Annotated in this window: 17 protein-coding genes and 1 pseudogene; 16 read left to right on the forward strand and 2 right to left on the reverse strand. The window is 40.2% G+C overall.

Going from position 1 to position 20764, the window contains the following annotated elements; all coding sequences use genetic code 11:
- Positions 1-6: 6 nt before the first annotated feature.
- From DQL14_RS00270 to ilvE, 9 genes are all read left to right on the forward strand, one after another.
- Positions 7-570: a UbiX family flavin prenyltransferase gene (locus tag DQL14_RS00270; protein ID WP_000780122.1), complete on the forward strand. Its 564-nt coding sequence runs from the start codon at positions 7-9 to the stop codon at positions 568-570.
- Positions 570-1043: a pantetheine-phosphate adenylyltransferase gene (gene coaD / locus DQL14_RS00275; RefSeq protein ID WP_108169444.1), complete on the forward strand. Its 474-nt coding sequence runs from the start codon at positions 570-572 to the stop codon at positions 1041-1043. The genes DQL14_RS00270 and coaD overlap by 1 nt, the downstream gene beginning before the upstream one ends.
- Before the next feature lies 1 nt (position 1044).
- Positions 1045-1620 carry a dTMP kinase gene (gene tmk, locus DQL14_RS00280; protein WP_108169445.1) on the forward strand — a complete coding sequence of 192 codons (576 nt, stop codon included), beginning with the start codon at positions 1045-1047 and terminating at the stop codon, positions 1618-1620.
- The gene (locus tag DQL14_RS00285) at positions 1608-2183 is read left to right on the forward strand and encodes a ComF family protein (protein WP_108169446.1); all 576 of its coding nucleotides are present in this window, start codon (positions 1608-1610) and stop codon (positions 2181-2183) included. Before tmk ends, DQL14_RS00285 begins: the two co-directional genes overlap by 13 nt.
- Positions 2184-2215: 32 nt before the next feature.
- Positions 2216-4255: an HsdM family class I SAM-dependent methyltransferase gene (locus tag DQL14_RS00290; RefSeq protein ID WP_108169963.1), complete on the forward strand. Its 2040-nt coding sequence runs from the start codon at positions 2216-2218 to the stop codon at positions 4253-4255.
- Positions 4252-5445: a restriction endonuclease subunit S gene (locus tag DQL14_RS00295; RefSeq protein ID WP_108169447.1), complete on the forward strand. Its 1194-nt coding sequence runs from the start codon at positions 4252-4254 to the stop codon at positions 5443-5445. The genes DQL14_RS00290 and DQL14_RS00295 overlap by 4 nt, the downstream gene beginning before the upstream one ends.
- Positions 5446-5510: 65 nt before the next feature.
- Positions 5511-8186: a DNA polymerase I gene (gene polA, locus DQL14_RS00300; protein ID WP_108169448.1), complete on the forward strand. Its 2676-nt coding sequence runs from the start codon at positions 5511-5513 to the stop codon at positions 8184-8186.
- 114 nt (positions 8187-8300) lie between these two features.
- Positions 8301-9047, forward strand: a complete 747-nt coding sequence (locus DQL14_RS00305; protein ID WP_108169449.1) for an outer membrane protein — start codon at positions 8301-8303, stop codon at positions 9045-9047.
- Positions 9048-9094: 47 nt separating this feature from the next.
- The gene (gene ilvE, locus DQL14_RS00310) at positions 9095-10117 is read left to right on the forward strand and encodes a branched-chain-amino-acid transaminase (RefSeq protein WP_108169450.1); all 1023 of its coding nucleotides are present in this window, start codon (positions 9095-9097) and stop codon (positions 10115-10117) included.
- Between the two features lie 4 nt (positions 10118-10121).
- On the opposite strand, the gene DQL14_RS00315 is transcribed toward ilvE, so the two are convergent.
- The gene (locus DQL14_RS00315) at positions 10122-10817 is read right to left on the reverse strand and encodes an outer membrane protein (protein WP_108169451.1); all 696 of its coding nucleotides are present in this window, start codon (positions 10815-10817) and stop codon (positions 10122-10124) included.
- 133 nt (positions 10818-10950) lie between these two features.
- Between DQL14_RS00315 and DQL14_RS00320 the strand changes: the two genes are divergently transcribed.
- The 5 genes and pseudogenes from DQL14_RS00320 (at position 10951) to DQL14_RS00340 (ending at position 14956) form a co-directional block, all read left to right on the forward strand.
- Complete coding sequence (locus tag DQL14_RS00320; RefSeq protein WP_108169452.1) at positions 10951-12084, forward strand: ABC transporter permease; 1134 nt, start codon at positions 10951-10953, stop codon at positions 12082-12084.
- Positions 12084-12870 (forward strand): annotated as a pseudogene (locus DQL14_RS00325) (ABC transporter ATP-binding protein). Before DQL14_RS00320 ends, DQL14_RS00325 begins: the two are co-directional and overlap by 1 nt.
- Positions 12855-13670 carry an MlaD family protein gene (locus DQL14_RS00330; RefSeq protein WP_108169453.1) on the forward strand — a complete coding sequence of 272 codons (816 nt, stop codon included), beginning with the start codon at positions 12855-12857 and terminating at the stop codon, positions 13668-13670. Before DQL14_RS00325 ends, DQL14_RS00330 begins: the two are co-directional and overlap by 16 nt.
- 2 nt (positions 13671-13672) lie before the next feature.
- A complete protein-coding gene (locus DQL14_RS00335; protein WP_108169454.1) occupies positions 13673-14350 on the forward strand; it encodes a hypothetical protein in 678 nt (225 codons plus the stop codon).
- Positions 14351-14368: 18 nt separating this feature from the next.
- Complete coding sequence (locus DQL14_RS00340; RefSeq protein WP_162296837.1) at positions 14369-14956, forward strand: META domain-containing protein; 588 nt, start codon at positions 14369-14371, stop codon at positions 14954-14956.
- Between the two features lie 180 nt (positions 14957-15136).
- Here DQL14_RS00340 and DQL14_RS00345 read toward each other — a convergent pair whose 3' ends face one another.
- Positions 15137-16189 (reverse strand): cytochrome-c peroxidase, encoded by a 1053-nt coding sequence (locus tag DQL14_RS00345; protein ID WP_108169455.1) that lies wholly within the window; start codon positions 16187-16189, stop codon positions 15137-15139.
- 147 nt (positions 16190-16336) lie between these two features.
- Between DQL14_RS00345 and dnaE the strand changes: the two genes are divergently transcribed.
- Positions 16337-19972 carry a DNA polymerase III subunit alpha gene (gene dnaE, locus DQL14_RS00350; RefSeq protein ID WP_108169456.1) on the forward strand — a complete coding sequence of 1212 codons (3636 nt, stop codon included), beginning with the start codon at positions 16337-16339 and terminating at the stop codon, positions 19970-19972.
- Complete coding sequence (locus DQL14_RS00355; RefSeq protein WP_108169457.1) at positions 19954-20742, forward strand: pseudouridine synthase; 789 nt, start codon at positions 19954-19956, stop codon at positions 20740-20742. Before dnaE ends, DQL14_RS00355 begins: the two co-directional genes overlap by 19 nt.
- Positions 20743-20764 lie beyond the last annotated feature (22 nt).

Genomic DNA, 20764 nt, shown 5'->3' on the forward strand with positions numbered 1-20764 from the left:
ATATTCATGAAATTAGTTTTAGGCATCAGCGGAGCGAGCGGGATACCCCTAGCCTTGCGGTTTTTAGAGAAATTACCTAAAGAAATTGAAGTTTTTGTCGTGGCGTCTAAAAACGCGCATGTCGTGGCGTTAGAAGAATCTAACATTAACCTTAAAAACGCCATGAAGGATTTACGGCCTAGTGGTACTTTTTTCAACGAGCAAGACATTCATGCGAGCATCGCTTCAGGGAGTTATGGTATCCATAAAATGGCGATCATTCCAGCGAGCATGGACATGGTGGCTAAAATCGCGCATGGCTTTGGAGGGGATTTGATTTCTAGGAGCGCGTCTGTGATGCTTAAAGAAAAGCGCCCCTTACTCATTGCCCCTAGAGAAATGCCTTTAAGCGCTATCATGTTGGAAAATTTGCTCAAACTCGCCCATTCTAATGCGATCATTGCGCCGCCGGTGATGACTTATTACACCCAGAGCAAGACTTTAGAAGCGATGCAAGATTTTTTAGTGGGGAAGTGGTTTGACAGCTTAGGGATAGAAAATGACTTATACCCACGATGGGGAATGAACTGATGCAAAAAATCGGCATTTACCCAGGCACTTTTGATCCGGTCACTAACGGGCATATAGACATTATCCATCGATCCAGCGAATTGTTTGAAAAGCTCATTGTCGCTGTGGCGCATTCAAGCGCTAAAAACCCCATGTTTAGTTTAGATGAGCGCTTAAAAATGATGCAACTCGCCACTAAAAGTTTTACAAATGTAGAATGCGTGGCGTTTGAAGGGCTGTTAGCCAACTTGGCTAAAGAGTATCATTGTAAGGTGTTAGTTAGGGGCTTAAGGGTGGTGAGCGATTTTGAATACGAATTGCAAATGGGTTATGCGAACAAATCCTTAAACCACGAATTAGAGACCTTGTATTTCATGCCCACTTTACAAAACGCTTTCATAAGCTCTTCTATCGTGCGATCCATTATCGCGCATAAGGGCGATGCGAGCCATTTAGTGCCTAAAGAAATTTATCCTTTTATTTCAAAGGCTTAAAATGTATGTGGTGTTAGAAGGCGTTGATGGCGCGGGCAAAAGCACTCAAATAGGATTATTAAAAGACCGGTTTAAAAACGCCCTTTTTACCAAAGAGCCAGGGGGGACGAGAATGGGCGAGAGTTTAAGGCGTATCGCTTTAAATGAAAACATCAGCGAATTAGCCCGAGCGTTTTTATTCTTAAGCGATAGGGCTGAGCATATAGAAAGCGTGATCAAACCGGCATTGAAAGAAAAAAGACTCATTATTAGTGATAGGAGTTTGATTTCTGGCATGGCTTATAGCGAGTTTTCAAGCTTAGAATTAAACCTGCTCGCTACTCAAAGCGTCTTGCCTGAAAAAATCATTCTTTTAGTGATAGACAAAGAGGGTTTAAAACAGCGCTTAAGCCTTAAAAGTTTAGACAAAATAGAAAACCAAGGCACAGAAAAATTGCTCACCATCCAGCAAAAGCTCAAAACCCACGCTTATGCGTTAAGAGAAAAATTCGGGTGCGAAGTTTTGGAATTAGACGCTCAAAAAAGCGCTAAAAACTTGCACGAAAAAATCGTAGCCTTTATTGAATGCGTTGTTTGACTTGTTTGAAGCTTTCTTTTAAGCCCCTTTGTCCAAATTGCTTGAACGATTTGCCCTTAAGCTTAAAAGTAAGGGTTTTAGAGGGCGTGAGCGTGTATAGTTTTTACGCTTATAGCGAAATAGAAGAGCTCATTAAAAGCAAATACGCGCTGATTGGCTCTCGCATTTTGCCCTTGCTTTCTCAAAAAGCCGGTGCGGAATTTGTGAAAATCCTGCAAGAACAAGGTTTGAATATTCCCTTTTATGGCATCGCCATTGATGATAAAATCAAATCCTTTTACTCGCATTCCGCCGCGCTTTTAAAAGGCTTTTGTCAAGGCAATTTAAAGCCCACTTATGGGACTTTAAGGGCTAATAATGCTGTTTCGTATGCCGGGAAAAGCCTGGAATTTCGCGCCAACAACCCACGGGATTTCACTTTCAAAGGCGATGAGAATTTAGATTATTTTTTATTAGATGACATTATCACCACCGGCACCACCCTAAAAGAAGCCCTAAAATACCTTAAAACCCTAAACATCAAAGCCCACTTTGCGATCGCGCTTTGCAGCGCGGATGAATGAGTTATAATTTTATTTTTAAAAAGGATAAAACCATGCAAGCTTTTCGGTTAGAAGATGATGTTGATGACTATGTTAAAAAAGAATTGATTAATTTAGGGCTTATGAAAAATAAGGATTTTAACGTTAAAAGCCAAATGAGTCCTAGCCTTAAAAGCGCCCTTTTGAATGCGAGTAAAACTAAAGACAAAACTTCTTATGGCGAGCCAGATTTCAGCTTAGAAAAATACACGCACCCTAAAAATAAAGGAAGCGTTATCCCTATAATCATAGAAAACAAACTCTACGCTAAAAATTTGAAAAAGCTCAAAAACAGCACGCTTGCAAACGATGATCATTCCATTTCAAAATTCGCCGTGAATGGGGCTTTACATTACGCTCAAAATATCCTAAGAGACAAAGAAAAATATAAAGAATGTATCGCCATAGGCATAGCCGGCGATGATGAAGAAAACCTTTTGATAGAAGTGTATTATGTTTTTGCAAGCGGGATCAATTCGCACAAGCTCACTAGCGCTAAAAACCTGCATTTTTTAGAAAATCAAGAATCGTTTAACGCTTTTTATAAAGAATGCACGCTCACTGAAGAAGAAAAGCATTTTATCTTAATCAAAACCAAAGCCGAGTTGAACGAAACCGCTAAAAAACTCAACCGCCTGATGCATAACCACAACATCACCGCGCCTCAGCGCGTGCTATACGTGAGCGGCATGCTTTTATCCATGCAAGAAATTAAGGGCAAAAAAGGGGGCTTAAAACCAAGCGATTTAAAAGGCGAAATAACCGACACTAGCCGTGATGGCGTTTTAGTGTTTAACCAAATTAGCGAATTTTTAAAAACCAAAAACTTGAGCGAAGAAAAACGAGAATTAATGCTCGCCAGTTTTAAAGAAATCAGTAAAGACCCGCAGCGCGATAAAGAAACGAGCCTGGATAAAGCCATAAGCATGCTTTTAGAAAAAGATTCAAGCATCACCAAGCAAATTTTTACCTTTCTTTATGAATTTGTCCATAAGCCCATTAATGAAAGCGACAATACCGGTCATTTAGACATCATGGGCGAACTTTATAGCGAATTTTTAAAATACGCTTTAGGGGATGGTAAGGAATTAGGCATTGTTTTAACCCCGCCTTATGTAACTAAAATGATGAGTGAGCTTTTAGGGGTTAATGCGAAATCCTTTGTGATGGATTTAGCCGCAGGGAGCGCGGGATTTTTAATTTCTTCTATGGTGCTAATGATTGAAGACATTGAAAAAACCTATGGTAAAAACACCACTAAAGCGAATGAAAAAATCAAAGACGCAAAAACCACGCAGCTTTTAGGCGTGGAGCTTAACGCTGAAATGTTTTCGTTAGCCACCACGAACATGATTTTAAGAGGCGATGGCTCAAGCTTGATCATCAAAGGCAACACTTTTGAAACCAATAAAAAGATTTATGAAGATTTTAAACCCAATATCCTTTTATTAAACCCTCCTTTTAGCTACGAAGAAAACGGCATGCCTTTTATCAAGCTTGGATTAGAGTATATGCAAAAAGGCGCTTTAGGAGCGATCATTATCCAAGATAGCGCAGGGAGCGGGCAAGCGTTAAAATCCAATGTTGAAATTTTAAAAAAACATTCGCTTTTAGCGAGCGTTAAAATGCCCACCGATTTATTCATGCCTCAAGCCGGAGTGCAAACAAGCGTCTATATTTTTAAAGCTCATGAGCCGCACGATTATGAAAGGCCCGTTAAATTCATAGACTTTAGAAACGACGGCTTCAAACGCACCAAAAGAGGCTTGAATGAAACCTCTAACCCCACCAAACGCTATGAAGAAATCATTAAAATTTACAAAGCCGGCTTAAACGCTAAGGTTTCTAAAGAGCTGTGGGGCGATTTAGAAACAATCTATATTGAAGACTTTATCGCTAAGCCGCACGAAAACAAGCATGCTAAAGACTTTAATTTTGAAGCGCACCAAAAGAATGAGACTAAACCCGAATTAGAGGATTTTAAAAGAACGATAGCCGATTACCTTTCTTATGAAGTGGGCTTGATTTTAAAAAACCAAACGCCCCCAAAGTGATTGGCCCCCTTAATAGCCAACTCAACGCTATTAAGTGGGGCGAGTTCAGATTGGGGGATTTGTTTGAAGCGAGTAACGGCGATTTTGATATTCAAAAACGCCACATCAATCATAAGGGCGAATTTGTCATCACCGCAGGGCTTAGCAATAATGGCGTTTTAGGGCAAAGCGATATAAAAGCAAAAGTTTTTGAAAGCCACACCATTACTATTGACATGTTTGGTTGCGCGTTTTATCGCAGTTTTGCTTATAAAATGGTAACACATGCTAGGGTATTTTCTCTCAAACCTAAATTTGAAATCAGCCATAAAATCGGCTTGTTTTTATCCACGCTATTTTTTGGTTACCCTAAAAAATTCGTCTATGAAAACATGTGTTCATGGGCAAAAATTAAAAACGATAAGGTCATTCTACCCCTAAAACCCACCGCTAACGCTCAAACCCTTGAGAATATTGATTTTGATTTCATGGAAAAATTCATAGCCGAACTTGAGCAGTGTCGGCTCGCCGAACTTCAGGCTTATTTAAAAGCTACAGGGCTAGAAAACACCACCCTTTCTAGCGATGAAGAAAACGCCCTTAATGTTTTCAATAATTCTATTGGGGGTAATACCCCATGCGGCTTAACATGGCAAAGCTTCAAAATTGTAGATATTTTTGAAGTCAAAAACACAAGAAATATTTTAGCAAGGGATGTTGTCAAAGATAGTGGGACAACCCCCTACTTGTGTGCTAGTAAAGAGAATAATGCTGTAAATTCTTATATTAATTACAACGCGGATTTTTTGGATAGGGGCAATTGTATTTTTATTGGTGGTAAAACTTTTGTTGTTACATATCAACAAAAAGACTTTTATTCAAACGATAGCCATAATTTAGCTTTGTATCTTAAAGACACACATTCAAAAACCAAACTTAACCAACTATTTATTATTACTTGCATTTATAAAGCTTTAAATAATAAATATTCTTGGGGTGATAGCATAAGTAACGCAAAGATACAAAATGATAGCATTCTACTCCCCACCAACCAACATGGTAAAATTGATTTTCATTTCATGCGCACCCTCATCAACGCCCTGATGAAGCAAACCATTCAGGGCGTGGCTCAATACTGCGACGCTAAAATACAGGCCACAAAAGAGATTATCAGACAAGAAACACCCATTCAAAAAGACTCGTTGTTTTGAAAGAGATGAGGTCCAGCTTGTGTTACAATAAACTTAAAATTTGCTTGATTGAAGAGGGTTGAACCATGGAGCAGCCAGTCATTAGAGAGGGGACTTTAGCGTTAATTGATACCTTTGCGTATTTGTTTAGAAGCTATTACATGAGCGCTAAAAATAAGCCTTTAACCAACGATAAGGGCTTTCCTACAGGGCTTTTAACGGGGCTTGTGGGCATGGTTAAAAAATTTTATAAAGACAGAAAAAACATGCCTTTTATCGTGTTCGCTCTAGAAAGCCAGACTAAAACTAAAAGAGCTGAAAAATTGGGCGAATACAAACAAAACCGCAAAGACGCCCCTAAAGAGATGCTTTTACAAATCCCTATCGCCTTAGAATGGTTGCAAAAAATGGGTTTTACTTGCGTGGAAGTGAATGGGTTTGAAGCTGATGATGTTATCGCCACTCTAGCCACGCTAAGCCCTTATAAAACCCGCATTTATTCTAAAGATAAGGATTTTAACCAGCTTTTGAGCGATAAAATCGCACTTTTTGATGGCAAAACGGAATTTTTGGCGAAAGATTGCGTGGAAAAATACGGGATTTTGCCGAGTCAATTCACGGATTATCAGGGCATTGTGGGGGATAGCAGCGATAATTACAAGGGGGTTAAAGGCATTGGGAGCAAGAACGCTAAGGAATTGTTGCAGCGATTAGGGAGCTTGGAAAAAATCTATGAAAATTTAGACTTGGCGAAAAATTTACTCAGCCCTAAAATGTATCAAGCCTTGATACAAGACAAAGCAAGCGCGTTTTTAAGCAAAGAATTAGCCACTTTAGAAAGAGGATGCATTAAAGAATTTGATTTTTTAAGTTGCGCTTTTCCTAGCGAAAACCCCTTATTGAAAATCAAAGATGAATTGAAAGAATATGGTTTCATTTCTACCTTAAGGGATTTAGAAAATTCCCCTACGCCTTTAATTTTAGAAAACACGCCCGCATTAGAAAACGCCTCCGCATTAGACGGCGCCCCTAAAAAATCGTGCTTAATCGTTTTGGAAAGCGTCGCGCTTTTGAGCGCGTTTTTAGAAAAGTTAGAAAAAACTAACGCTAGGATTTTTGCGCGTTTGGTGCTGAATAAAGAAAAAAAAGTTTTGGCCCTAGCGTTTTTATTACAAGATCAAGGCTATTTTTTACCCCTAGAAGAGGCGTTATTTTCGCCTTTTTCTTTAGAATTTTTGCAAAACGCTTTTTTTAAAATGTTACAGCATGCGCAAATCATTGGGCATGATTTAAAGCCCTTATTGAGCTTTTTAAAAGCCAAATACCAGGTGTCTTTAGAAAACATCCGCATCCAAGACACTCAAATTTTAGCGTTTTTAAAAAATCCGGAAAAAGTGGGGTTTGATGAAGTTTTAAAGGAATATTTAAAAGAAGAATTAATCCCGCATGAAAAAATCAAAGATTTTAAGATTAAAGCGGAGAAATTAGAACTTTTAAGCGTGGAATTAAGCGCTTTAAAGCGTTTGTGCGAATACTTTGAAAAAGGGGGGCTAGAAGAGAATTTGCTTATTTTGGCTAGAGAGATTGAAACGCCGTTTGTGAAAGTTTTAATGGATATGGAATTTCAAGGCTTTAAAATTGATGCGCCTTATTTCAAGCGCTTAGAGCAGGAGTTTAAAGATGAATTAAAAGTTTTAGAGCGCCAAATTTTGGATCTAATCGGCGTGGATTTTAACCTCAATTCGCCTAAGCAACTTGGCGAGATTTTGTATGAAAAATTAGAGCTTCCTAAAAATAAAAGCCATTCTACTGATGAAAAAAGCTTGTTAAAAATCCTAGACAAGCACCCAAGTATCCCTTTGATTTTAGAATACAGGGAATTGAATAAGCTTTTTAACACTTACACCACCCCCTTATTGCGCTTAAAAGACAAAGACGATAAAATCCATACCACTTTCATCCAAACCGGCACAGCTACCGGGCGTTTAAGCTCGCATTCGCCTAATTTGCAAAATATCCCAGTGCGATCGCCTAAAGGCTTACTCATTCGTAAGGGCTTTATCGCTAGCTCTAAAGAATATTGTTTATTAGGAGTGGATTATTCGCAGATTGAATTGCGCTTATTAGCCCATTTCAGCCAGGATAAGGATTTAATGGAGGCGTTTTTAAAGGGGCGAGACATCCATTTAGAAACTTCTAAGGCGTTGTTTGGAGAAGATTTGGCTAAAGAAAAACGATCCATCGCTAAAAGCATTAATTTTGGGCTGGTGTATGGCATGGGGAGTAAGAAATTGAGCGAAACTTTAAACATTTCTTTAAATGAGGCTAAAAGCTACATAGAAGCGTATTTCAAGCGATTCCCTAGCATCAAAGATTATTTAAACCGCATGAAAGAAGAGATTTTAAAAACTTCTAAAGCCTTCACTTTGCTTGGGCGTTATCGGGTGTTTGATTTTACCGGCGCAAATGACTATATCAAGGGCAATTATTTGCGAGAGGGCGTGAATGCGATTTTTCAAGGGAGTGCCAGCGATTTATTGAAATTAGGCATGCTCAAAGTGAGCGAGCGTTTCAAAAATAACCCTTCGGTGAGGCTGCTTTTGCAAGTGCATGACGAATTGATTTTTGAAATTGAAGAAAAAAACGCATTAGAGTTGCAGCAAGAAATCCAACGCATTCTTAATAATGAAGTGTATCCTTTGAGGGTGCCACTAGAAACGAGCGCGTTTGTGGCGAATCGTTGGAATGAACTAAAAGGTTAGTTTTTTAATTGAGTTTAAGAAAAAATATATTATTATTTCTTTATAAGTAATACTTAGCTATTTTAAGCTAATATAATATAGAGCGATTATCAAAAAATAAAGGGAAAAGACTGAATGTTGAAAAGAATTATATTATTAGGGGCTTTGGGTGTTTTAGCGAACGCTGAAGAGAGCGCGGCTTTTGTGGGAGTCAATTACCAGGTGAGCATGATACAAAATCAGACTAAAATGGTGAATGACAACGGCTTGCAAAAGCCTTTGATAAAGTTCCCGCCTTATGCAGGAGCGGGTTTTGAAGTGGGCTATAAACAATTTTTTGGCAAGAAAAAATGGTTTGGTGCGCGTTATTATGGGTTTTTTGACTACGCGCACAACCGCTTTGGCGTGATGAAAAAGGGTATCCCGGTGGGCGAGAGCGGGTTTATTTACAATAGTTTTAGTTTTGGAGGGAACACTTTAATGGAAAGGGATTCCTATCAAGGGCAATACTATGTCAATTTATTCACTTATGGTGTGGGGCTAGATACGCTGTGGAATTTTGTGAATAAAGAAAACATGGTTTTTGGTTTTGTGGTAGGAATCCAATTAGCTGGGGATAGTTGGGCAACGAGCATCAGTAAAGAGATCGCCAGCTATGCAAAACACCACAGCAATTCCAGTTATAGCCCGGCCAATTTCCAGTTTTTATGGAAGTTTGGGGTCCGCACCCATATCGCTAAACACAATAGCCTAGAATTAGGGATTAAAGTGCCTACGATCACGCACCGGCTTTTCTCTCTTACCAACGAAAAGGGATACACCTTACAGGCTGATGTGCGCCGAGTTTATGCGTTTCAAATCAGTTACTTGAGGGATTTTTAACCCCTTTTTAGATACAATCGCACCTAAAATCAATTTAAAGGTGTGAAATGGTGAATTTAGAAAATTTAGACTGGAAAAATTTAGGCTTTAGCTACATTAAAACGGATTTTCGCTTCATCGCTACTTATAAAAACGGCTCTTGGTCGCATGGCGGATTGGTGAGCGAAAATGTGCTACAAATCAGCGAAGGCTCGCCGGTCTTGCACTACGGGCAGGCTTGTTTTGAAGGCTTGAAGGCTTACCGCTCTCAAAAGGGGAAGGCTTTACTTTTTCGCCCTTTAGAAAACGCCAAACGCTTGCAAACTTCATGCGAAAGACTGCTCATGCCCAAAGTGAGCGAAGAGCTGTTTTTAAGGGCATGCGCTGAAGTAGTCAAAGCGAATCAAAAATGGCTCGCTCCTTATAAAAGCGGGGCGAGTTTGTATTTGCGCCCTTTTGTCATAGGCGTAGGGGATAATTTGGGGGTGAAGCCGGCTAATGAATACCTTTTTATCGTGTTTTGCGCGCCTGTGGGGGCGTATTTTAAGGGGGGTATAGAAAAAGGAGGGGCTAGGTTTATCACTACGATTTTTGATAGGGCCGCGCCTAAAGGCACCGGAGGGGTGAAAGTGGGGGGGAATTACGCTGCAAGCCTGTTAGCCCATAAAATAGCCACAGAGCAGGGCTATGATGATTGCATTTATTTAGATCCTGCCACGCACACTAAAATTGAAGAAGTGGGGGCGGCGAATTTTTTTGGCATAACGCATGATGATGCCTTTATCACCCCGCATTCGCCAAGCATTCTGCCAAGCATTACCAAAAAAAGCTTGATGGTTTTGGCTAAAGAGTATTTGAATCTCAACATAGAAGAGAGGGAAATCCTAATGGATGAGTTGGGCGCGTTTAAAGAAGCTGGAGCGTGCGGGACAGCTGCGATCATTACGCCCATTAAAGAAATCGCGCACAATAACAAGTCTTATTTTTTTGAAACGCCGGGCAATATTACTAAACAACTCTATGATTTGCTTTTATCCATCCAGCAAGGCGAACAAGAAGCCCCCAAAGATTGGATTTTTGAAGTTTGCTAAAAGGTTAAAATTTATAGCTGTATGCCGCATAAAATAAGGGCGAAGTCTCAAAGCGTTTGGAGCTAGAAAGCAATCTGGCGGTGGGTAAGATTTTAAACCCTAATTCAATGCGGTGTCTTAAAAAAAGCGTGAGCATAACCCCTCCATTAATCGCTAAACCCCCTGAAACCACCGAATGTTTAAAAAATTTGAAATTTTGCTTGTCCGTATAAACGACTAAAGCCCCCCTAGCTCCTCCAAACGCCCCCAAATAATGCTTATAACTCCCTAAAGGAAATTCCATAATCACATCCAAACCCACCGCAAGCATGGTAAAAAAAGAGTTGGTAGGATCTTTATGGCTTTGGTAATTCACTTTTCCTGACCCAAGATCCCATGCAAAAACCCCCCTAATCCCGATGTATTTTTTAAAAAAACTTTGCACGCCGGTTTTTAAATTGAGCGTTGCGATCCAATCTTTCATTTCTTGGCCTTGATAGTCCTTAATGGCCTCTACAGCGCCAAACCCTCCTAAAAAATACCACCCGCTTTTTTTACGAGTGAGCTTTTGGCGGTTAATGATGCTTCTATAGAGCTTTTCATGGGCTTCTTGGTAATTTTTTTTAGGGGTTTTATCGTGCAAAATAGGCATTGCATCAAGGGGAAAGACAGCAAAACCCCCCATTAAGAAAACACAAAAAAAAATGATTTTTTTAAACATTTTAAAAATAATTAATCCTTTATTAAACAGAATATTGTTTAACCTTTTGTTTTATCATTGTGTTAAAATAGTCGTTTTAACAAACAAAATTTTGTTAATAGATTTTACCTAATCTGAGAGAGAATATATTTTAATGAAGACAGAGAAACAAAAATTTTTAGAGATGCGTAAAGATGGGGCGAACTCTGTGCTGATTTTAAGAGGGGATTGGGATTTTAAAACGAGCGTGTTTCGTTTAGATGAGTTGAAAAAAAATTTATTAGATCATCAAGGGTCTTTAAAAGTGGATTTTTCAGAGTGTCAAAAAGTGGATTTTGTTTTTGGCATGTTTTTATTTGATTTAATTAAGGAGCGTTCTTTAAACATTGAATTGTGCAATGTGAGCGAGAATAACGCATGCGCTTTGAAAGTGGTTAAAGACTGGCTTGAAAAAGAAGAGGATTTAGAGTCTAAAAAAGCGGGCAAACACTACGAACTTTTGATCACTAAATTGGGTAAGAGCATCGTAGAGACTTACAACACCTTTTTAAACGCGTTCAATTTTTGCGGCATGATTTTATTTTACTTCATTAAAAGCGTTTTCAACCCCAAACGCTTTTGCATCACTCCTTTGCTCTATCACATCAATGAATCCGGGTTTAAGGTTTTGCCAGTGAGTATTTTAACGGTGTTTATCGTGGGGTTTGCCGTTGCTTTACAAGGGGCTTTACAATTACAAGACATGGGCGCACCTTTGATGTCGGTGGAAATGACGGCTAAACTCGCTTTAAGAGAGATCGGCCCTTTTATTTTAACCCTTGTGGTGGCTGGGAGGAGTGCGAGCAGTTTTACCGCGCAAATTGGGGTGATGAAGATCACTGAAGAATTAGACGCGATGAAAACCATGGGCTTTAACCCTTTTGAATTTTTAGTGTTGCCTAGGGTGTTAGCCTTAGTGATTGTTTTGCCTCTATTGGTGTTTATTGCCGATGCGTTCGCCATTCTTGGGGGCATGTTTGCGATTAAATACCAATTGGATCTAGGCTTCCCAAGCTATATAGACAGATTCCATGACACAGTGGGCTGGAATCATTTTTTGGTAGGGATTGTCAAAGCCCCTTTTTGGGGGTTTGCGATTGCGATGGTGGGGTGCATGCGCGGGTTTGAAGTCAAGGGGGATACTGAGAGCATTGGACGCTTGACCACTATTAGTGTCGTGAACGCGTTGTTTTGGATCATTTTCTTAGACGCTGTTTTTTCTATTATCTTTTCTAAGTTGAACATATAATGAACGCTACTAACAATCAAGTCTTAATTGAAGTGAAGGATCTCCATAGCGCTTTTGGGAGCACCATTATTCACAGGGGCGTGAGTTTTAGCGTGCATAAGGGCGAAGTGATGGCGATTTTAGGGGGTTCAGGGAGCGGTAAAAGCACGCTTTTAAGGTGCATGATCTTACTCAATCGCCCTACAAAGGGGGAAGTGTTGCTTTTTGGGGAAGATATATGGAAACTCAAAGAAACAGAGCAGCAAAAGATTTTTAACCGCTGTGGGATTTGCTTCCAGTTTGGCGCGCTCTATAGCTCTTTAACCGTTTTAGAAAATGTGGGCGTCATGCTAGAGCAATACGGCGCTTATTCTAAAAAAAATTGTTGAAGAAATTTCTAAAATGTGGATTGAAAAAGTGGGTTTGCCCCCTAGGGCTTACCACCTTTACCCCTATGAATTGAGCGGGGGGATGAAAAAGCGCGTGGGTATAGCAAGGGCTATGGCGACTAACCCAGAGATCTTATTTTTAGACGAGCCAACAAGTGGACTAGATCCTTATAGTGCGGGCAAATTTGATGAATTGATTATGACGCTCAAAGAGAGCTTGCAGCTTACGGTGGTGATGATTACGCATGATTTAGACTCCGTGCATGATTGCGTGGATCGATTCATCATGCTCAAAGACGGGCTATTAGAGTTTAATGGGGATTTAAAAGATTTTATTAAAAAAGCTCAAACTCAAGGGCTAGATGAGGGCAATTTATTCAATTCAACACGAGGAGAGAAATTTTGGAAAGGCATGTGAATTACACTTTAATCGGCGGGCTCTTCTTTTTATGCTTGGTTTGCATGGTGGGTTTTATTTTATGGCTAGGCCATTTGGGATTAGATGATGGGAAGTATTATGAATACGTGGTCTATACGGACAAAGACTTGGGAGGCATTGCGACCAACTCGCCTGTTAATTACAAAGGGATTCAAGTGGGTAATGTCATCAAAGTGGGTTTTGCAAAGGATAAAGTGGGGGTGGTCCGTTTGGATTTGATGATTAAATCCAGCGTTAAGATCCGCAAAGACTCCAAAGTGGCGGTTTCTTCTAGGGGGCTTATGGGGTTAAAATTTTTAGCCTTAGAGCAAAGCCACAATGAAGAATTTTATGGCAGTGGCGATAAAGGGGAGCGGATTTTGATCTTTAAAGAAGGGCTTATGGATCGCTTGAGCGTGGATGCTAATCAAGTGATGCAAGAAGTGATGAGAGCGATTAAAAACGTGAATAGGATTTTAGACGATGAAAATGTGGAAAAATTCAAGCACATTCTCGCCTCAGTAGATGATCTCATCGCTAACTTGGATTCAAGAAAGACGCAATTTGACGCCTTGATTGGCAACGCTAACAATCTTGTTTCTAATGTCAATAATGTGGCTTTAGATGTGGATAAACGCATCAAACAGGGGCAATACGACTTTAAGGCGATGTTCACTCCCTTGATCATGCAAGCGCAGTTGAGCTTAAGAAACATTGATAATTTTGTGGAAAAAGGCTCTGCTTTGATAGATAAATTTGACGCTAACCCCTATAAAACGATTTTTGGAGAAAGGAAATAATCATGAGAGCTACGGCGGTAAAAATCTTTTCACTCTCATCAGCATTAGCGTTGTTGCTTCAGGGTTGCTTGAGCATCAATTTAAAACAAATGCTACCAGAGATCAGAACTTATGATTTGAATGCGAGTTCTTTTGAAATCACGCAATGCCCTAAACCTTTGACTGAAGTGAGGCTCATTAGTATTTTGAGCGCGGATTTATTCAACACTAAAGAGATCGTGTTTAAAGCCCAAGACGGGCAGATCACGCATGGGAAGCACCAAAAATGGATAGACTTGCCTCGCAACATGTTAAAAACCATGTTCATGCAAGAAGCGCAAAAAGCATGCTTAGGCGTGGCTTTGCCCCCTTATGGTGCAGGCGCGCCCACTTATGCGGTTCGTTTTACGATTTTATCGTTTTCTCTTTTAGAAAAAGAAAATTCTACCTATAGGGCGGAATTTGCGCTAGGCTATGATATTAGCGTGAAAGGCGATTCGCATTCTGGGGTGATCATTAAGCATGAAAATATTTCTAGCTTGGAAAATAAAACGACCAAAACGAGTAAAAATGGCAATCAAGATTTTCAAGAAAGCGCGATACAATCCCTCCAACATGTAAGCATGCAAGCGATGCAAGAAGCGATTTCTTTGATTAAAAAAGCCATTGAAGCGCAAAGCGTAAGCCCGTTAAAAAAATAAAACATCAGGAGGAATTGTTTGAACTTGCGATTGGCTGGAGCAAGCGTTTTAACGGCTTGTGTCTTTTCGGGGTGTTTTTTTTTAAAAATGTTTGATAAAAAACTTTCTAGCAATGATTGGCATATCCAAAAAGTAGAAATGAACCATCAAGTGTATGATATTGAAACCATGCTCGCTGATAGCGCTTTTAGAGAGCATGAAGAAGAGCAAGATTCCTCTCTAAATACCGCTTTACCTGAAGATAAAGCAGCGCTTGAAGCCAAAGAGCAGGAGCAAAAGGAAAAAAGAAAACACTGGTATGAGCTTTTCAAAAAGAAGCCAAAGCCTAAAAGCTCTATGGGAGAGTTTGTGTTTGACCAAAAAGAAAATCGTATTTATGGGAAAGGCTATTGCAACCGGTATTTTGCCAGCTATGTATGGCAGGGCGATAAGCACATTGGGATTGAAGATAGCGGGATTTCAAGAAAAGTGTGTAGAGATGAGCATTTGATGGCGTTTGAATTGGAATTTATGGAGAATTTTAAGGGTAATTTTACGGTAACTAAGGGCAAGGACACGCTCATTTTAGACAACCAAAAAATGAAAATTTATTTGAAAACGCCTTGAGTGGGTTTTTGATTTCAACAATCTAAAACCACTAAATTAGGGATTAAAAAGAAAATTTTAAGTGCTTTTTAAGAGATTACCGCTTGGCTTTTCGCGAGCTTTTTGATTATTGATCGCAAAAGATGCTTTGAGCGTTTTTAGATTTAGCACCAAAAGCCCCCCTAAAAGGACTTTTTAAAATCAAAAAGAGGGTTTAGGGGTTTTGTCTGTCATTACAGGGAGTTCTGGATAGAGTATTTTAGGTTTTTTACCCTTTAAGGCTTCAAAGAAGGTTTCAATTTTTTTCGCTTCTTCATCGCTGATTTCAATGCCTAACTGGATAGAGCCCATTTCTTTAATCGCATCCTTGACATCCCAAAATTGCCCGTTATGGAAATAGGGCATCGTTTCGGTGATATTCCTTAAAGTAGGCACTTTCACAAGCCCGTTTTTATCGCCTTTGAAATCGCCCACATTAGCGAATTTATAAGGTTTGACCACCCCAAAAGGCTGCATCGTTCCCCCAAGATTGATGCCGTTATGGCAAGCCACACAGCCTTTAGAAATGAATAAATTCAGCCCTTCTTTTTCGGCTTTACTGAGCGCTTTAGGATTGCCTCTTAAAAAATCATCATAACGGCTTGGGGTGATGAGCGTGGCTTCAAACATAGCGATACTATCAGCGATCAATTTAAAATCAATTTTGACTTTAGAGCCATAAGCTTTTCTAAAGAGCTTGACATAGCCTGGCATGGAATTGATTTTTTCTACCACCACTTTAGGATCAGCCCCCATTTCAAAAGAAGACTGGATGGGTCCTTGTGCTTGTTCGTTTAAATGCGTAACCCTCCCATCCCAAAACTGCACATCGTTAAACACAGAGTTATACACCGTTGGGGAGCTTAAAAGGTGGGGGTTTTTCTTCCATTGAGAACCTATAGCGCTTGGGACTAAATCCACCCCGCCTAAGCCCAGATTATGGCATGTATTGCAAGACACAAGATAGGAAGTGGAAATCCTAGGGTCAAAATAGAGCATTTTGCCTAATTCCACTTGAGCGGAGGTCATGATCTCGCTGTTTTTGGTGCCAATACCCACATCTCTGGTTTTTTTGATCTGGTATTCTTTGAGCGCTTTGCCCATAGGCATAGGCTCTAATTGGCTTTCCCTAGCTTTCTTGATCAAATCCATATCGTTTAAAGCATGAGTGCAAGAAAAAGCCAAGCAAACGCCCAATAAAACGGATTTTTTCATGATGAACTCCTAAAATAGCATTAAAAATAATAAAAACTTTCTTATTATAACCACCATTTTAAAATAATTTACCACTAAATGAATTGATAAAGAGTTTTTTAAAGAGCGATAGGTATAATGGCATTAAATCCAAATAGGGGTTATACAATGAAAGAGAATAAAGCCTTCACGCATTTGCACTTGCACACGGAATATTCGCTTTTAGACGGAGCGAACAAGATTAAAATCCTAGCCAAACGCGTTAAAGAATTGGGCATGAAAAGCGTGAGCGTAACTGATCATGGGAACATGTTTGGAGCGATTGATTTTTATACGAGCATGAAAAAAGAAGGCATTAAGCCTATCATCGGCATGGAAGCGTATATCCATAATGATGACAACCTTTCTAGCAAAGAAACCAAGCAACGCTTCCATTTATGCCTGTTCGCTAAAAACCAAGAGGGCTATGAAAATTTGATGTTCTTAAGCTCTATGGCGTATTTAGAAGGGTTTTATTATTTCCCGCGCATCAATAAAAAACTTCTAAAAGAGCATTCTAAAGGCATTATCGCTTCTAGCGCGTGCTTGCAAGGGGAAGTCAATTACCATTTGAATACCAATAATGAGAGAAACCGCAAGTATGGGGCTAAAGGCTATGATGAAGCTAAAAGAATCGCTTGCGAATACCAAGAGATTTTTGAAGACGATTTTTATTTAGAGATCATGCGCCATGGCATTTTAGATCAGCGATTCATTGATGAGCAAGTCATTAAAATGTCTTTAGAAACGGGGTTAAAAATCATTGCCACCAACGACACCCACTACACCATGCCTAATGACGCCAAGGCTCAAGAAGTGGCGATGTGCGTAGCGATGGGTAAAACCCTAAACGATAAGGGGCGCTTGAAACACTCCGTGCATGAGTTTTACATTAAATCCCCCGAAGAAATGGCAAAGCTCTTTGCAGATATTCCAGAAGCTTTAGAAAACACCCAAGAAATCGCTGATAAATGCGTTTTAGAGATTGATTTAAAAGACGATAAAAAGAACCCCCCAACCCCCCCAAGTTTCAAATTCACTAAAGCTTACGCTCAAAATGAGGGGTTGGATTTTGAAGATGACGCTTCTTATTTCGCTCATAAGGCCAGAGAGGGCTTGAAAGAGCGCTTAATTTTAGTGTCAAAAGAAAAGCATGATCAATACAAAGAGCGGCTAGAAAAAGAAATTGAAGTCATCACGAACATGAAATTCCCAGGGTATATGCTGATTGTGTGGGATTTTATCCGTTACGCTAAAGAAATGGGCATTCCTGTAGGGCCTGGTAGGGGGAGTGCGGCCGGGAGTTTGGTGGCTTTTGCTTTAAAAATCACGGATATTGACCCTTTGAAATACGATTTGCTCTTTGAAAGGTTTTTAAACCCTGAAAGAGTCAGCATGCCTGATATTGATACGGATTTTTGCCAGCGCCGGCGTAAGGAAATCATAGAATACATGATTGAAAAATACGGCAAATACAATGTGGCTCAAGTCATCACCTTTAATAAGATGTTGGCTAAAGGCGTGATCAGAGATGTCGCAAGGGTTTTGGACATGCCCTATAAAGAAGCCGATGATTTTGCCAAACTCATACCCAACCGCTTAGGCATCACGCTTAAGGGCTATGAAAAAAATGGCGAGTTCATAGAGGGGGCGTGGGAATTAGAGCCTAAAATCAAGGAATTAGTAGAGAGTAATGAATTAGCCAAACAAGTGTGGGAGTATTCGCTCAATTTAGAGAATTTAAACCGCAACGCAGGCGTGCATGCCGCAGCCTTAGTGGTGGATAGCCAAAAAGAGTTGTGGCACAAAACCCCCTTGTTTGCCTCTGAAAAGACCGGCGGTATCGTTACGCAATATTCCATGAAGTATTTAGAGCCGGTGGATTTGATCAAGTTTGACTTCTTGGGGCTTAAAACCTTGACCGTGATTGATGATGCGCTTAAAATCATTAAAACGCAACACAACATTGATGTGGATTTTTTAGCGTTGGATATGGACGATCCGAAAGTGTATAAAACGATCCAAAGCGGGGATACGGTGGGGATATTCCAAATTGAATCCGGAATGTTTCAGGGGCTTAACAAGCGCTTAAGGCCTTCAAGCTTTGAAGACATTATCGCCATTATTGCGCTAGGGAGACCGGGGCCTATGGAATCAGGCATGGTAGATGATTTTGTCAATAGAAAGCATGGCATTGAGCCTATCGCTTATGCGTTTAAAGAATTAGAGCCGATTTTAAAGCCCACTTACGGCACGATCGTCTATCAAGAGCAGGTGATGCAAATCGTGCAAACTATTGGCGGTTTTAGTTTGGGTGAAGCGGATCTCATCCGCCGCGCTATGGGGAAAAAAGACGCTCAGATCATGGCGGACAATAAAGCTAAGTTTGTAGAAGGCGCTAAAAATTTAGGGCATGATGGCCAAAAGGCGGCTAATTTGTGGGATTTGATCGTTAAATTTGCCGGCTATGGTTTCAACAAATCGCATTCGGCCGCTTATGCGATGATCACTTTCCAAACGGCGTATTTAAAGACTTATTACAAGCATGAGTTCATGGCAGCGATGCTCACTAGCGAATCCAATAAAATCGAATCCGTGGCGCGCTATATTGATGAGGTCAGGGCTTTAGAAATTGAAGTGATGCCCCCACACATCAATTCTTCCATGCAAGATTTCAGCGTGGCGGAGTTTAAAAATCAAAAGGGCGAGTTAGAAAAGAAAATCGTGTTTGGTTTGGGAGCGGTTAAAGGGGTTGGAGGTGAGCCGATTAAAAACATCATTGAAGAAAGGGCTAAAGGGGATTATAAGAGTTTGGAAGATTTTATTTCACGGGTGGATTTTTCTAAACTCACTAAAAAATCTTTAGAGCCATTAGTGAAATCAGGGAGCTTGGATAATTTAGGCTACACTAGAAAAACCATGCTCGCTAACTTGGATCTGATCTGTGATGCGGGGCGCGCTAAAGACAAGGCTAATGAAATGATGCAAGGGGGTAACTCCCTTTTTGGAGCCATGGAAGGCGGGACAAAAGAGCAGGTTATTTTGGATATGGTTGATTTGGGCGAACATGACGCTAAAACGCTTTTAGAATGCGAATACGAGACTTTAGGCATCCATGTTTCAGGCAATCCCTTAGACGAGTTTAAAGAAGAAATTAAGGGCTTTAAAAATTTAGTCAAAAGCATTGATATTGAAGAATTAGAAATCGGCTCGCAAGCTTATTTGCTGGGCAAAATCATGGAAGTCAAAAAGAAAATTGGCAAACGAAGCGGTAAGCCTTATGGCACAGCGGACATTTTGGACAGATACGGCAAGTTTGAGCTCATGCTGTTTGAAAAGCAATTGAGCGCTTTAGAAGAGTTGGATATTAATAAGCCTTTAGTGTTTAAATGCAAGATTGAAGAGCAAGAAGAGGTGGCGCGATTAAGGCTTTTTGAAATCTTGGATCTAGAGAGCGCTAGGGAGGTTAAAATCCCTAAAGCCCGCTATAAAGACCCTGAAAAGCAAAAAGAAGAGGTGCGCGAAATCCCCCCCATGGAAATACTCGCTTCCAGCTCTTGCTCTTTAGCGATCGTGTTAGAAAACGATGTGAAAAAAGAGTTTTTAAGACAAATCAAAGAGAGCGCTTTAAAACACCAGGGCAAACGCCCCTTGTATTTGATCATCAAAGATAAGGATAAGCAATTCAAAATCCAAAGCGATTTAATGGTAAATGAAAAGATTAAGGACGATTTTAAGGGGTTAGAGTGGAGGGATTTAGCTTGAGGATCAACCAGTTTTTAGCCCACTACACCAAGCACTCAAGAAGAGAGGCTGAAAAATTGGTTTTAGAGGGGCGGGTGAAAATCAACCATGAGCATGCCAAACTCACTAGCGTGGTTAAAGAAAACGACAGGGTGTTTTTAGACAAGCGACTCATCAAGCCTTTAAAAAACAAAAAATTCAGCGTGCTGGTCTATCACAAGCCAAAGGGCGAATTAGTGAGTAAAACCGATCCCTTAAAACGGCGCGTGATTTATGAAAGCTTGGAGAAAAAATACGCCCATTTCGCGCCGGTGGGGCGTTTGGATTTTGCGAGCGAGGGGGTGCTATTATTGAGTGATAGTAAGGCGGTGGTGAGCGCTTTAATGCATGCGAATTTAGAAAAAGAGTATCTCATTAAAATTCAAGGCTTTGTTACAAGAGAGATGGAAAACGCCATGCAAGAGGGCTTGAAATTAGAAAACGCTACTAAGGGAGCGCACCAAAAAACCCCCATTAAAAGCATGGAATTTGCCCCCTTTATTGGTTATGAAATCATCAAAAACCATGCCAAATACTCCAAAATTAGAGTCGTTATCAATGAGGGGAAAAACAGAGAATTGAGGCGTTTTTTTGCGTTTTTTAACGCTGGGGTGTTGGATTTAAGGCGCGTTCGTTATGGTTTTGTGAATTTGAATGCCTTGCCGGTAGGGAAAATGCGGTTTTTAAACCGCCAAGAATACAATGAGTTGCATGCGTTTATGGCTAATAGGGCTAATACTAAAGGGGATTAGCGCTTGAGTTATGCTATACTTC

The organism is Helicobacter pylori NCTC 11637 = CCUG 17874 = ATCC 43504 = JCM 12093 (assembly GCF_900478295.1).
GTDB classification, from domain to species: Bacteria; Campylobacterota; Campylobacteria; order Campylobacterales; family Helicobacteraceae; genus Helicobacter; species Helicobacter pylori.

Coding starts and splice junctions, on each gene's coding strand:
- DQL14_RS00270 (WP_000780122.1), top strand. CDS start 7: ATGAAATTAGTTTTAGGCATCAGCGGAGCGAGCGGGATACCCCTAGCC.
- coaD (WP_108169444.1), top strand. CDS start 570: ATGCAAAAAATCGGCATTTACCCAGGCACTTTTGATCCGGTCACTAAC.
- tmk (WP_108169445.1), top strand. CDS start 1,045: ATGTATGTGGTGTTAGAAGGCGTTGATGGCGCGGGCAAAAGCACTCAA.
- DQL14_RS00285 (WP_108169446.1), top strand. CDS start 1,608: ATGCGTTGTTTGACTTGTTTGAAGCTTTCTTTTAAGCCCCTTTGTCCA.
- DQL14_RS00290 (WP_108169963.1), top strand. CDS start 2,216: ATGCAAGCTTTTCGGTTAGAAGATGATGTTGATGACTATGTTAAAAAA.
- polA (WP_108169448.1), top strand. CDS start 5,511: ATGGAGCAGCCAGTCATTAGAGAGGGGACTTTAGCGTTAATTGATACC.
- DQL14_RS00305 (WP_108169449.1), top strand. CDS start 8,301: ATGTTGAAAAGAATTATATTATTAGGGGCTTTGGGTGTTTTAGCGAAC.
- ilvE (WP_108169450.1), top strand. CDS start 9,095: ATGGTGAATTTAGAAAATTTAGACTGGAAAAATTTAGGCTTTAGCTAC.
- DQL14_RS00315 (WP_108169451.1), bottom strand. CDS start 10,817: ATGTTTAAAAAAATCATTTTTTTTTGTGTTTTCTTAATGGGGGGTTTT.
- DQL14_RS00320 (WP_108169452.1), top strand. CDS start 10,951: ATGAAGACAGAGAAACAAAAATTTTTAGAGATGCGTAAAGATGGGGCG.
- DQL14_RS00335 (WP_108169454.1), top strand. CDS start 13,673: ATGAGAGCTACGGCGGTAAAAATCTTTTCACTCTCATCAGCATTAGCG.
- DQL14_RS00345 (WP_108169455.1), bottom strand. CDS start 16,189: ATGAAAAAATCCGTTTTATTGGGCGTTTGCTTGGCTTTTTCTTGCACT.
- dnaE (WP_108169456.1), top strand. CDS start 16,337: ATGAAAGAGAATAAAGCCTTCACGCATTTGCACTTGCACACGGAATAT.